Annotated in this window: 13 protein-coding genes; 1 reads left to right on the top strand and 12 read right to left on the bottom strand. The window is 62.3% G+C overall.

The genetic code is table 11. From position 1 onward, the window contains the following. Positions 1 to 398 precede the first annotated feature (398 nt). The 12 genes from C9422_RS05805 to C9422_RS05750 all read right to left on the bottom strand — a co-directional run bounded on the left by C9422_RS05805 (position 399) and on the right by C9422_RS05750 (position 11,946). Positions 399 to 995: an NTP transferase domain-containing protein gene (locus C9422_RS05805; protein ID WP_116579979.1), complete on the bottom strand. Its 597-nt coding sequence runs from the start codon at positions 993 to 995 to the stop codon at positions 399 to 401. Then, on the bottom strand, positions 992 to 1,975 hold the full coding sequence (locus C9422_RS05800; protein WP_116579978.1) for an XdhC family protein: 984 nt from the start codon (positions 1,973 to 1,975) through the stop codon (positions 992 to 994). The genes C9422_RS05805 and C9422_RS05800 overlap by 4 nt, the downstream gene beginning before the upstream one ends. After that, positions 1,975 to 4,305, bottom strand: coding sequence for a xanthine dehydrogenase family protein molybdopterin-binding subunit (locus C9422_RS05795; RefSeq protein ID WP_116579977.1), 2,331 nt, complete (start codon positions 4,303 to 4,305; stop codon positions 1,975 to 1,977). Before C9422_RS05795 ends, C9422_RS05800 begins: the two co-directional genes overlap by 1 nt. After that, positions 4,302 to 4,772 carry a (2Fe-2S)-binding protein gene (locus C9422_RS05790; protein ID WP_015096391.1) on the bottom strand — a complete coding sequence of 157 codons (471 nt, stop codon included), beginning with the start codon at positions 4,770 to 4,772 and terminating at the stop codon, positions 4,302 to 4,304. Before C9422_RS05790 ends, C9422_RS05795 begins: the two co-directional genes overlap by 4 nt. A gap of 319 nt (positions 4,773 to 5,091) precedes the next feature. After that, entirely contained in the window at positions 5,092 to 6,111 is a 1,020-nt protein-coding gene (gene murB / locus C9422_RS05785; protein WP_116579976.1) for a UDP-N-acetylmuramate dehydrogenase, read from the bottom strand. Beyond that, positions 6,108 to 6,572 carry a low molecular weight protein-tyrosine-phosphatase gene (locus tag C9422_RS05780; RefSeq protein ID WP_102673880.1) on the bottom strand — a complete coding sequence of 155 codons (465 nt, stop codon included), beginning with the start codon at positions 6,570 to 6,572 and terminating at the stop codon, positions 6,108 to 6,110. The genes murB and C9422_RS05780 overlap by 4 nt, the downstream gene beginning before the upstream one ends. Then, positions 6,572 to 7,336 carry a 3-deoxy-manno-octulosonate cytidylyltransferase gene (kdsB, locus tag C9422_RS05775; protein ID WP_116579975.1) on the bottom strand — a complete coding sequence of 255 codons (765 nt, stop codon included), beginning with the start codon at positions 7,334 to 7,336 and terminating at the stop codon, positions 6,572 to 6,574. Before kdsB ends, C9422_RS05780 begins: the two co-directional genes overlap by 1 nt. Further along, positions 7,333 to 7,518 carry a Trm112 family protein gene (locus tag C9422_RS05770; protein ID WP_003179363.1) on the bottom strand — a complete coding sequence of 62 codons (186 nt, stop codon included), beginning with the start codon at positions 7,516 to 7,518 and terminating at the stop codon, positions 7,333 to 7,335. The genes kdsB and C9422_RS05770 overlap by 4 nt, the downstream gene beginning before the upstream one ends. Before the next feature lie 24 nt (positions 7,519 to 7,542). Continuing rightward, positions 7,543 to 8,553: a tetraacyldisaccharide 4'-kinase gene (lpxK, locus tag C9422_RS05765; protein ID WP_116579974.1), complete on the bottom strand. Its 1,011-nt coding sequence runs from the start codon at positions 8,551 to 8,553 to the stop codon at positions 7,543 to 7,545. Further along, the gene (locus C9422_RS05760; RefSeq protein WP_007972252.1) at positions 8,553 to 8,981 is read right to left on the bottom strand and encodes a biopolymer transporter ExbD; all 429 of its coding nucleotides are present in this window, start codon (positions 8,979 to 8,981) and stop codon (positions 8,553 to 8,555) included. The genes lpxK and C9422_RS05760 overlap by 1 nt, the downstream gene beginning before the upstream one ends. Further along, a complete protein-coding gene (locus C9422_RS05755) occupies positions 8,978 to 9,613 on the bottom strand; it encodes a MotA/TolQ/ExbB proton channel family protein (protein ID WP_015096396.1) in 636 nt (211 codons plus the stop codon). The genes C9422_RS05760 and C9422_RS05755 overlap by 4 nt, the downstream gene beginning before the upstream one ends. 98 nt (positions 9,614 to 9,711) lie before the next feature. Continuing rightward, entirely contained in the window at positions 9,712 to 11,946 is a 2,235-nt protein-coding gene (locus C9422_RS05750; protein ID WP_116579973.1) for a DNA internalization-related competence protein ComEC/Rec2, read from the bottom strand. 135 nt (positions 11,947 to 12,081) lie between these two features. On the opposite strand from C9422_RS05750, the gene C9422_RS05745 reads away from it, so the two are divergent. Continuing rightward, the gene (locus C9422_RS05745; RefSeq protein ID WP_116579972.1) at positions 12,082 to 12,597 is read left to right on the top strand and encodes a DUF2062 domain-containing protein; all 516 of its coding nucleotides are present in this window, start codon (positions 12,082 to 12,084) and stop codon (positions 12,595 to 12,597) included. Positions 12,598 to 12,873 lie beyond the last annotated feature (276 nt).

The following is a 12,873-nucleotide window of genomic DNA, read 5'->3' as shown; positions in this document are numbered from 1 at the left end:
TCTTTTGGCGATTTCGGAATCGGTCGGGAAACAAGATCAAAAGATCGCAGCCTGCGGCAGCTCCTACAGGTACATCCGACACTTTGTAGGAGCTGGCGCAGCCTGCGATCTTTTGGCGATTTCGGAATCGATCAGGAAACAAGATCAAAAGATCGCAGCCTTCGGCAGCTCCTACAGGTACATCCGACACTTTGTAGGAGCTGGCGCAGCCTGCGATCTTTTGGCGGTTTCGAAATCGGTCGGGAAACAAGATCAAAAGATCGCAGCCTGCGGCAGCTCCTACAGGTACATCCGACACCTTGTAGGAGCTGGCGCAGCCTGCGATCTTTTGGCGGTTTCGAAATCGGTCGGGAAACAAGATCAAAAGATCGCAGCCTGCGGCAGCTCCTACAGAGGATCTAGGCTGGCTTGAAGTTCAATGCCTGCGGCACATCCACATCCCACAACACACCTGGATCATCCACAGTCACTTCAACCACCCGCCCTTGGGCAAACAGTGGTTTCGCGCCACGATCCCCCGAGAGCGCCATCAATCCCGCTGCGAAGTCCCGTCCAAATCCGACCGGATGTCCATACTTACCGCCCTGTACGGGCACACTGATACTGTCATCGCCAATACCCGCCACCACTTGCTCGATACTGGACGGCAGGATGAACGGCATATCCCCCAGCACCATCAGCCAGCCATCGAGTTGTTGGCAGGCAGCGACCCCAGCGGCAATGCTGTCGCCCATGCCGGTCGATTCGATCAGCACAATCTCGCAGCCATAGGCCTGAGCCATGCGAATCACTTGCGGGCGGTCAGCAGTGGTGACCAATACGCGTTTGCCCAGCGTCGCCGGCAGGTTGACCAATGTGTGCTCGATGACGGACCGCACCACGCCGTCACGCCCGGTGCAATCGGCCACCAACTTATCCCTTTCGGCGCCCGCTTCCTGACGAAACCGACTGCCCCGCCCCGCCGCCAGTACGACGACGCCAATGGACTCGCTCATACCTTCTCCCGCAAGACTTTCTTCTGTTTCAGTTCGACGCCATTTTTGACCGCCACGATCTCCGCCATGAGCGACAAGGCAATTTCCGCTGGATTATGACTGCCGATATGCAAGCCAATCGGACCGTGCAAACGGTCAATCGCCGATTGCGACAAACCCAGTTGAGCCAGGTTTTCCCGGCGCTTCTGGCTGTTGACCCGCGACCCCAGCGCTCCAACGTAAAAGGCTTTGGAATCCAGGGCCGTGAGCAGCGCCATGTCGTCCAGGCGCGGATCATGGGTCAAGGCCACGATGGCCGTGCGTTCATCGGTCTGGATGTTCAACACCGCCTCATCCGGCATGCCCGAGACGAATCGTCCGTGCTGCTCTTCCCAGCCATAGACGAACTCACTGCGCGGATCGCAAATCAGCACCTCGAAATCCAGCAGGCGGGCCATTTCCGCGACATAGCGCGACAGTTGCCCCGCACCGATCAACAGCAAGCGCCAGCGCGGCCCATAGATCGCCCGCAAGGTCTGACCGTCAAACGTCAAGACGTCGGCTTTATTGGCCGGACGCAAAAGCACTTCGCCGGAGGCCAGGTTCAGTTCACGGGCAACGATTTCATGGGCCTCGCATCGGGCCAGCAGTTGCTCGACCCAATCCCCATCGTCGATGCGCTCCTCGGTCAAGCGCAAGGTGCCGCCGCAGGGCAAGCCGAACCGCGCGGCTTCCTCGCGGGTCACGCCGTACGTGATCAGTTGCACCGGCGGCCCGTCCAGTGCGAGACGGCCGTCGTGCAGCCGGGCAATCAAGTCATCCTCGACACACCCGCCGGAAACCGAACCAATCACCACACCGTCGTCACGCAGGGCCAGCATGGCGCCGGGTGCCCGGGGCGCCGTGCCCCAGGTTTCGACCACGCTGTACAACACTACCCGCTGACCGGCGCGCTGCCATTGCAGCACACTGCGCAGGACGTTCAGGTCGGCGCTGTCCATCAGGCTCCGGCCTGCTGCCAGCCCGACAACTGATAACGAACCGGCAGGTTGCGAATGCGCTTGCCGGTGGCAGCAAAGATCGCGTTGCACAGGGCCGGCGCAATCGGTGGCACACCCGGCTCACCGACACCGCCCAATGGCACATCACCCGGCGGCGTCACCAGATGCACAGCCACCTCCTTCGGCGCCAGGGACATGCGCGCCACTTCGTACATGTGGAAGTTATCCTGCTGGACCTTGCCGTCCTTGAAGCTGATTTCCCCGAGCACCGCATTACCCAGGCCCATGACGCAGGCCCCTTCGAATTGCGCGCGAATCCGCTCGGGATTGATCTGCGGCCCGCAATCGACGGCGATGTCGGCCTTGTGCACCACAAGCGTACCGTCGTCCTTGACCTCGACCTCGATCACCGCCGCCACATAGGTCACGAAGCTGTAATGCACCGCCAGGCCCAGGCCGCGCCCCTTGGGCAGCTCGCGCCCCCATCCGGCGGCTTTGGCGGCGGTCTCCAGTACCGTGCGCAGGCGCGCGGTGTCGATCGGATACCGCTCGGGGGATTCACCGTAGTTCCACTCTTCGCTCAAGGTGCGCGGATCGATCCGACGGTCCGGGCCGAGCAATCTGATCTGGTACTTCAGCGGATCTTCCCCGGCCTTGTGCGCCAGTTCATCGATAAAACTCTGGATCGCGAAGCCATGGGGAATGTTCGACACCGAGCGATACCAGCCGACGCGGGTATGCACCGTGGCCTCAGGGTTTTCCAGGCGAATGTTGGGGATCGCATACGCCATGTTGGTGAAGCCCATGCCCAGCTCGAACGCCGCCTCATGGTTCATGCCCGGCGCAAACAACGCCGTGATGCTCGGCGCCACAGTACGGTGCAGCCAGCCGGACGGCAGACCGTCCTTGTTCAGGCCGGCCTTGAGGTATTCGGCCGAAACGGTGTGGAAGTAGGAACAATGAATGTCGTCTTCGCGGGTCCATTGCACACGCACCGCTTTGCCGGGGAATTCCTTGGCGAGGATCGCGGCTTCGATGATGAAGTCAGGCTTGGATTTGCGCCCGAACCCGCCACCCAGCAAGGTCACGTTGAACGTGACGCTGTCGAACGGCAGGCCCAGCCTTTCACCGATCCGTTCCCGGGTGACCTGCGGTGCCTGGCTTGGCCCCCAGGCCTCGCACGCACCGTCCTTGAATCGCGCAATGGCGACCATCGGCTCCATCGGTGATTGTGACAAATGCGGCAAGTAGTAGGAGGCTTCCAGCGTACTGTCGGCGCTGCTCATGGCTTCGTCTATGTTGCCGGTATTGCGCACCACCTTGCCAGGCTTGAGCGAGGCCGCTTCGAGCTCCTTGCGATAGGCGATCGAGTCGTAGCTGGCGTTGGGGCCGTCATCCCACTCGATTTTCAGCGCCTCGCGGCCCTTGATCGCCGCCCAGGTGTTGCTCGCCACCACGGCGATACCACCCAGGGGCTGGAACTCCGAAGGCAACGGACGGCTTTCGATCTGCAGCACCTTGACCACGCCAGGGACTTTCATCGCCGCGCTGGCGTCGAAACTTTTGACTTTGCCGCCATACACCGTGGGCCGGGCAATCGTCGCGTAGAGCATGCCGTCGAAATGCACGTCGGCTCCGTACACCGCACGGCCGTTGACGATGTCTTCACCGTCGATGGCCTTGGTGCCTTCCTTGCCGATGTAACGGAATTCCGAAGGCTGCTTGAGCCTCAGGCTGTCACGCGCCGGTACCGCCAAAGCGCTGGCAGCGGCGGCGAGCGCACCATAATCCAGTTCGCGGCCCGAGGGTTTATGGATGACTTTATGCAGTTGCGCATGGCACTCGCCCACCGAGACTTTCCACTGGTCAGCCGCGGCCTGTTCCAGCATGGCGCGTGCAGCAGCCCCGCAACGACGCATCGGTTCGTACCAGTGGCGCATGCTGCGTGAGCCGTCGGTGTCCTGGTTGCCGAAGCGTGCTTCATCGCCCGGGGCCTGCTGTACCTTGACCCGCGCCCAATCGGCTTCCAGTTCATCAGCCACCACCATGGTCAGGCTGGTGCGCACGCCCTGCCCCATTTCCGAGCGGTTGCAGATCACGGTCACCGTGCCATCGGCGGCAATGCTCACATAGACCTTCGGATCGTCGACCCAGCCGTGGGGCATGCCGTCGGCGCCGAACTTCTTGTCTTTTTCTTCGGCAAAAGCGTCTTGCCAGCCCCAGCTCGCGGCCAATACCAGCGCACTGGTGGCGCCCACGCCTTTGAGAAAGCCACGGCGACTGAGCTGGCTCAGATTGCTCAGGGTGAAATCATTCGGTAAGCGGCTCATGCCTTGGCCTCCTTCAGGTGAGTGGAGGCCTGGCGGATGGCGGTCTTGATGCGGTTGTAGGTGCCGCAGCGGCAGATGTTGCCGACCATCGCTTCTTCAATCTGCTCGTCGCTGGGGTTCGGGTGGGTCTTGAGCAGCGCTGTCGCCGACATGATTTGCCCACCCTGGCAGAAACCGCACTGGGCGACCGCCGTGTCGAGCCAGGCTTGCTGGACGACTTTGCCGATCGGGTCGGCGTGCAGGTTGTCGATGGTGCTGACGTTCTGACCGACGACAGAACCGATGGGCGTGATGCAACTGCGTGCCGGAGCCCCTTCGATATGAATGGTGCAGGCCCCGCACAGGCCCATGCCGCAGCCAAATTTGGTGCCGTTGTAACCGGCCACGTCGCGGATCGCCCAGAGCAGCGGCATGTCCTCGGTGACGTCGAGTTGATGGTCTTGACCATTGAGCTTCAGGGTAATCATGTGCACGCCCGCATGGATCTTGAGTGATGGGGTCGAGCAATCTGCCGCTGGATCTCGGTGGGTCGCACGCAGATCGACTCAGGCTAATCGGCTCTCTTGTGCGGACGCAAACGGTCTGCACCGGGCCTTTGGTGGAGCAAGAGTGTGCATCGTTAGCTGACTAAGTTAACCGAGCATTAACAAAAAAAAGCCCTGCTGAGACAGGGCTTTTTAGCTGCAAGCTTTAAGCTGCAAGCTTTAAGTAAAAGCAAAACAGCGAAGAGCCTGAATTTAAGGATTGTAGCTTGCCGCTTGAGGCTTGTAGCTCGCGGCTGCCTCATCAATACCGGTTCGGTTCCATTTCCAGGTCGACATGGAAGCGTTCTGCAATATCTTTCTGGATGCGCTGCGCCAGGTTCAGCAATTGCAGGCCCGTTGCGCCGCCATAGTTGACCAGCACCAGCGCCTGCAGCTTGTGAACACCTGCGTCGGCATCGCGAAACCCTTTCCAGCCCGCCCGCTCGATCAGCCAGCCAGCGGCCAGCTTCATCTGCCCGTCGGGTTGCGCATAGGCCACCAGGTCCGGGAATTCGCCCTTGAGCCGTGCAGCCAGCGCCGCCGACACCAAAGGGTTCTTGAAGAAACTGCCGGCATTGCCGAGTACGGCCGGGTCCGGGAGTTTCTCGTTGCGGATGCTGCAAATGGCCCGGCTGACATCGCTGGCGGTCGGATGGTCGATACCTTGTTCGGTCAAGCGCTGACGCACCGGGCCGTACTCCAGGTGCAAATGCGCGGCACGGTCGAGGGCGAAGCGCACACGCAGGATCAACCAGCGCCCCGGTTCCTGCTTGAACAGGCTGTCGCGGTAAGCAAAGTTGCACTCCCCCAGGCTGAAGTCGCGCAGTTCGCCGGTCTGGCGATCGAGGGCGGTCAGGCCGGCGAACACGTCCTTGATCTCGACCCCGTAGGCGCCGATGTTCTGCATCGGTGCCGCACCCACGGTGCCGGGAATCAGGCTGAGGTTTTCCAGGCCGGACAACCCAAGCGACAGGGTGTGTTGCACAAAGGGATGCCAGGGCTCGCCCGCCTCGGCCTCGATCACCACTTTGCCGTCGTCATCGCTCAGCACGCGAATCCCGCGAGTGGCCATGCGCAGCACCAGCGAATCGATATCGGCCGTCAGCAGCAGGTTGCTGCCACCGCCGATCACCAGTACCGGGACCTTGTGCTCCAGCCCGTAGGCCAGGGCTTGCCGCACATCGGCGTCGCTATGGGCCTCGGCAAACAGCCGGGCCTGGACATCCACGCCAAAGCTGTTGAACGGCTTGAGCGATACCTGCGATCGAACCTGCAAACTCATAACCGTCCCTTCAATTCAATCACCAGCAAATCACTGGCGCGCTCGATCAGGTCCAACACCTGCTCGAAGCCTTGCTCGCCGTCGTAGTACGGGTCCGGCACTTCATCGATCGGCGACTGGTAACGGCGCAGGAACAGGTCCAGCTCGGCCTTGCCCTTGGCGGGCTGCAAGGCCTTGAGGTTGCGCAGGTTGCTGTTGTCCATCGCGAGGATCAGGTCGTAGGTGGCAAAATCGGCGCGGCTGACTTGCCGGGCGCGCTGGGCCGACAAGTCGTAACCACGCAGCTTCGCCGCGGCCTGGCTGCGCTTGTCCGGCGCCTTGCCGACATGCCAGTCACCGGTGCCGGCGGAGGCAACCTCAACCTGATCGGCCAGCCCCGCTTCGCGCAGTTTGTGCCGCAGCACGCCTTCGGCCGTGGGAGAACGGCAGATGTTGCCCAGGCACACGAACAAAACGCGCATCACGCCTCCAGCAGGCGACGGACGCGCTCAAGGTCTTCAGCGGTATCGACGCCGGCCGGCGGCGCGATCAATGCGTCGGCCACGTGGATCCGCACGCCGTGCCACAGGGCACGCAGCTGTTCCAGGCACTCGGTGTTTTCCAGCCAGCACGGACCCCAGTTGACGAAATCCTGCAGGAAACCGGCGCGGTAGGCATAGATACCGATATGGCGGCGATACGGCACACCTTCCGGCAACTGCTCAGGGTTCACGGCAAACGCATCCCGCGCCCAGGGCAAGGTGGAGCGACTGAACGTCAGCGCCAGGCCATTGAGGTCGCTGACGACCTTGACCACGTTGGGATTGAACAGGGTGTCCGCGTCTTCGATCGGCTCGGCCAGGGTGGCCATGCGCGCTTCAGCGTGGGCCGCCAGATTGGCGGCGACCTGATCGATCACGCTCGGCGGGATCAGCGGCTCGTCGCCCTGCACGTTGACGACGATGGCATCGGGCGCCAGGCCCAGCTTCATCGCGACTTCGGCCAGGCGATCGGTGCCGGAATTGTGATCCTCACGGGTCAGCACCACTTCTGCACCGAAGCCCTTGCAGGCCTCGACGATGCGCGCGTCGTCAGTGGCAACCACCACCCGCCCGGCGCTGCTTTTGCTCGCCTGTTCCCAGACGTGCTGGATCATCGGCTTGCCGGCGATCAGCAGCAGCGGCTTGCCTGGCAGGCGGGTGGAGGCATAACGCGATGGAATGACGACGGTAAAGGCTGTGGTCATTTATCCAGACGCTCATCGGTGGTCAGGGTGCGTGCTTCCGACTCGAGCATCACCGGGATGCCGTCGCGAATCGGGTAGGCCAGGCCGGCGCCCTTGCTGATCAGCTCGGTCTTGTCGGCGCTGAGCTTGAGCGGGCCTTTGCAGACCGGGCAAGCGAGGATGTCGAGCAATTTGGTGTCCATGAGCATTCCCTGGAAAAAACGGAGTTAAGGCAACAAACGATCCGGCAGCAGGCGCATCAACTGTGTGTCGAACCAGGCCACGAAGGCCGGTGACGGCACGGCATCGACCGCCAGGTACCACCAGTCGGCGGCGGCAAAGGCACGGCATTTCACCGCGTCTTTTTCCGTCATCACCAACGGCAATGACGGCGTGAAATTCAACGCCTGCACGCTGTATTCGGCGTGGTCGGCAAACGCATGTGGAACAGGCTGCCAGTGTAGCGTTTCGAGGGTCTTGAAGAAACGTTGCGGATTGCCGATACCGGCGACCGCGTGCAGGGCCTGGCCGACAGGGAAACAGTCGAGGGGACGGCGCTCACCACTGCGCAGATTGACCAGCGCGGTAGGTTGCAATTGAAAGGCAAAGCCATCGTCGCGGTCGGATGCGGCACCGTTGTAGAGGACCGCGTCGACGCTTTGCAGGCGCTCGACCGGTTCGCGCAACGGTCCGGCGGGCAGGCAGCGGCGGTTGCCCAGGCCGCGGGCGGCGTCGATCAGCACCAGCTCCAGGTCGCGAGCCATGCGGTAATGCTGCATGCCATCGTCGGACAGGATCAGGTCCAGTGGCTCGCTGGCCAGCAAGGCTTTGACGGCGTTGCTGCGATTGGGGTCGATCATCAGCGGCACGCCCGTGCGCTGGACAATCAGCAGCGGCTCGTCACCGGCGACGTCGGCGCTCTGCTCGGCCTCGACCCGCCAGGGCAATTGTGGCGGTTTGGCGCCATAGCCGCGGCTGACCACGCCGACCCGCAGGCCGCTGCGCTGGCAGTGCTCGATCATCCATAGAATCAGCGGCGTCTTGCCGGTGCCTCCTACAGTGATGTTGCCGACCACGATCAGCGGCACCGGCGGCTGGTAGATCTCGCCCTCACCCGCCAGAAAGCGCTTGCGCTTGTTCATGACCACGCGTCGGTACAGCCATTCCAGTGGCTGTAACAGCTTCAGGGCCGGATGACCTGCGTACCACGCGGCGAGCAATCGATCGGACATGGCCATCAGGGCGCGGGAGGCGCCGCCTCGATGGTGGTCATGCGCAAGTGACTGAAGCCGAGTTTGCCGGCGGCATCCATGGCCGTCACCACGGACTGATGCGCAGTCTTGCCGTCAGCACTGATGGACAGCGGCCGGTTGGTGTCGCCGTTGGCTTCTTTTTGCAGTGCGTCCATCAGCGAGGCCAGGTCGCTTTTCGGCAGGATCTGGTTGTTCACCGAGAACACGCCGTCGGCGCTGATGGCTATGTCCAGCGGCTTGCTCTGATCGTCGGCCGGCGTACCGCTGACGGCTTCCGGCAGATCGACGCGCAACTGGGTTTCACGGGTGAAGGTGGTGGTCACGACAAAAAACAGCAACAGGATGAACACCACGTCGATCAGCGATGCGAGGTTGATGTCCACCGTTTCCCGTGGTTTGCGGCGGAATTTCACGCTTTGCTCCCGGTCAGGTCCACGTCGCGATCGCCCTGCACCACTTCGACCAGCTTGATCGCTTCCTGCTCCATGCCCACCACCAGCTCATCGATCCGGCGTTGCAGGAAACGGTGGAAAAACACTGCGGGGATACCCACCATCAGGCCCGCGGCCGTGGTGATCAGGGCCTTGGAAATACCACCGGCCAGTACCGAAGCGTTGGTGGTCATGCCTGAGCCTGTGAACGCACTGAAAATATCGATCATGCCCAGCACCGTACCCAGCAGGCCCAGCAACGGCGCCATGGCGGCGATGGTGCCGAGGGCGGCGACGTAGCGCTCGAGCTCATGGATGACCCGTTGTGCGGCCTCTTCGATACACTCCTTCATGATCTCGCGACCATGCTTGGAGTTGGCCAGGCCGGCCGCCAGGATTTCGCCCAGCGGAGAGTTGGCGCGCAGTTCCTTGAGTTTTTCCTTGTTGAGCTGTTTGTCCTTGATCCAGACCCAGACCTGCCCGAGCAAGTGCTCCGGGGTCACGCGGCTGGCCCGCAGGGTCCACAGACGCTCGGCAACGATCGCCATGGCCGCGATGGAGCTCAAAATGATCGGCAGCATCATCCAGCCGCCGGATTTGACCAATTCCCACACAGTGACAGCCCCCTCGAAAAAGTGCGCCACTCTAACATAGGGGGTGGACGCACCGAAGACCGCGATGTCGCAACCGGTCGGGCTTTGATAACGCTCGGTCATGGGTTCAAAGGCGGCGGATCACGCCAGAAACGCCGTTCCTGGCGCATCGACCACGGCGGCTCGAAGCGCCCCAGTTGCAGACGAATGGCACCCTGTTCGACGCTGTCGTAGATCGCCATCCCGCGTTTTTGATAAAGAGCGATGACCGTGGGATGCGGATGGCCAAACGAATTGCCCTGGCCGCGGGAGATCAGCGCCCCTTTAGGTTGCAGGACATCCAGCAGGGCGTTAGACGACGAACTGCGACTGCCGTGGTGTGGCGCCTGCAGCCAATCGGTGGGCAGGGCCAGCGGACTGTCCAGCAGGGCTCTTTCGGCGGCGGCATCGATGTCGCCACTCAACAGCAACCGTTCGCCATTGGCCTCGATCAACAAGACACAAGAGTTCTGGTTGCTGTCGCCGGCCAATGGCCAGTGCCAAAGCTGGAAATCGACTTCATCCCAGGTCCATTGCCGGCCGCTCTCACAACGCCCGGCCTGCAACTCCACAGGCAAGTCTGACGGTTCACCACTGACCACCTGTTTTACAGGCAAGCCTTTGGCAATCGCCCGGGCACCGCCGGCATGGTCGGCGTGGGCGTGGCTGATCAACATCAGGTCGAGGTCCTTCACCCCGAGTTTGCGCAACGCCGGCAGCACCACCCGCTCCCCCTGGTCGAGTTCACCGAATCGCGGTCCGGCGTCATACAGCAAGGTGTGATGCCGGGTGCGCACCAGAATAGCCAGCCCCTGCCCCACGTCCAACTGCCAGACTTCAGCGATGCCTTCCGGCAGCATTGACCGGGGTGGGAACACCAGCAACAGCAGCAGAGGCCAACCCAACGGGCGCAACGGAACGCCACGCGGCAACAGCAGTAGAAAAGCGCCCAGCGCGCCGAGGCTCCATATCCCCAGAGGAATCGCCTCCGGCACCCACGCGGGTAGCACCTCGGCCAACACCGCCAGGCCCCTGAACAACCCACCGATCAAACCGCCCGCCAGCCACAACAGGCCCTCGCCCACGTAGGGCACCGGCAACAGCAATGTCCCGAGCAAGGCCGGTGGCAACACCAGCAGACTGATCCACGGCACCGCCAGCAAATTGGCTGCCGGACCGCTCAGGCTGATCGGCAATCCCAATATCAACAGTAACGGGCACAATCCGATAGCAATCAGCCACTGGGCACGGGTCCAGGTTTGCCACCATCGCCAGGGGCCCAATCGGCCGCCGAAGGTCAATATCAAGACGGCCACGGCCGCGAAAGACAGCCAGAAACCAGGCTGGAGACTCGCCAGCGGCTCCAGCAGCAAAATGCCGCAGAGGGCCAGCAAAAGCGGCCACCATGCACCGAGATGACGAAACCGCAGACGCCACAACAACACCAGGCCCAGCATCAGGCAGGCTCGTCGCACCGGCACCCCGAATCCGGCGAGCATCCCGTAACCGAGCGCCGCGGCGAATGCCAGGCCACACGCCCAAGGCAACCATGGCAGGCGGTTCGGCCACAACCCAAGACGGGCCAGGCCGGCAATCAGCAGATACACGACGCCCGCCAGCAAGCCGATGTGCTGCCCGGAAATCACCAACAGATGAACCGTGCCGGTGTCCTGCAATACCAGCCAGTCTTCGCGACTCAGCCCGGCACCGTCCCCGAGCACCAACGCCGTCAACGCGCCGCCTCGCCCCTGCGCATCCACCGCTTGCAAACGCTGGCGGATGCCATCGCGCCAGGCCCATTGGGCTGGCGCAAGGCGTTCGCCCTGCTTGACCGTCCCGGTCGCCCCGATGTGTTGTGCCAGCAACCAGGCCTGGTAATCGAACGCCTGCGGATTGAGGAGCCCGACCGGGCGCTTCAATTTGACTGCCAGACGCCAGCGCTCGCCACTGTTCACCGGCGGCCCGCCGTACCAGGACAGGCGCATTTGCCGCGGCAGCCGGGTACGCCGGGACTGGATGTCGGTCAATTCGAAACGCACGACACCGTCGTCATGCCGGGGCAAGCCTGTGACCCGTCCTTCGACCCAGCGGGTTTCTCCGTCCAACGCCGGCGGCAACCGGTCATCCAGCGCCCACTGCGCATTCGCACAGGCCCAACTCAGACCGAACAGGTAAAACGCCACCGGATACGTCCTGAATGGCAACAACATCAAACCCGCCACCGGCATCGCCAGCCACAACCAGACCGGCGGTAACGCCGGTAAAAAACGCAAAGTCAGCAGACCCAGCGCCAACGCCATCATCCCTGTGCGCATAAGCCCGTCCTTGAGAGTACCCTCCAAGGCTTAGCCCGCCCGTCGCGCGAGCGCCGTTATCAATTGTCACAAAGTCTGAATGGGCAGTTCATAGAATCCAGACATACTTGCCACCCTGACCGACCGAGAAGCCTTATGCCCCGGCGCTTATTCAAACGTTACATGCCAGACCCGATGAGCATCAGGGAACACAAGTCCTTACGCTTTCTCGGCACGCTGTTGCATGACCCGAACCTGTGGCACCTCAACCGCCACTCCGTGGCCCGCGCCATGGCCGTGGGTTTGTTCGCGGCGTTCCTGCCAATCCCGTTGCAGATGCTGCTGGCGGCAACCCTCGCCATTATCGTGCGTGGCAACATGCCGATTGCCGTGAGCCTGGTCTGGCTGACCAACCCGATCACCATGCCTGCCGTGTTCTTTTGCACCTACCAGACCGGCGCCTGGCTGATGGACGTCCCCGCCCGGCAGTTGCCGGACGCACTGACCTGGGAATGGATCAGGGGCGAAATCTCGACCTTGTGGCAACCGTTCCTGTTGGGTTCGGTGGTGACGGGGCTGGCACTCGGTGCGCTGTCCTACTTCATGGTGATGGCGTATTGGCGCTGGTGGGTGGCCAGGCAATGGAAGCGGCGCAAGAAGAGCCGGTTGTGAAAATGCAAAACGGCGCCCCAGGGCGCCGTTTTTTTTACATCTGCCATACACCCCTTGTAGGAGCTGCCGCAGGCTGCGATCTTTTGATCTTGATTTGAGCCCGTTAAAAAGCCAAAAGATCGCAGCCTTCGGCAGCTCCTACAAGGAAGGTCAGGTTCGCATCCCACGTCCGCTGACCAGCAACCGTGTACAACCGATGTACAGCACTGCGGTCGCCACCAGCATGAAATGCAAAACGGCGCCCCAGGGCGCCGTTTTTTACATCTGCCATACACC

The organism is Pseudomonas sp. B1(2018), assembly GCF_003097365.1.
Lineage (GTDB): Bacteria > Pseudomonadota > Gammaproteobacteria > Pseudomonadales > Pseudomonadaceae > Aquipseudomonas > Aquipseudomonas laurylsulfatiphila.
Note: the sequence above shows the minus strand (reverse complement) of the source record. Positions and strands in the feature narration are given on the sequence as shown.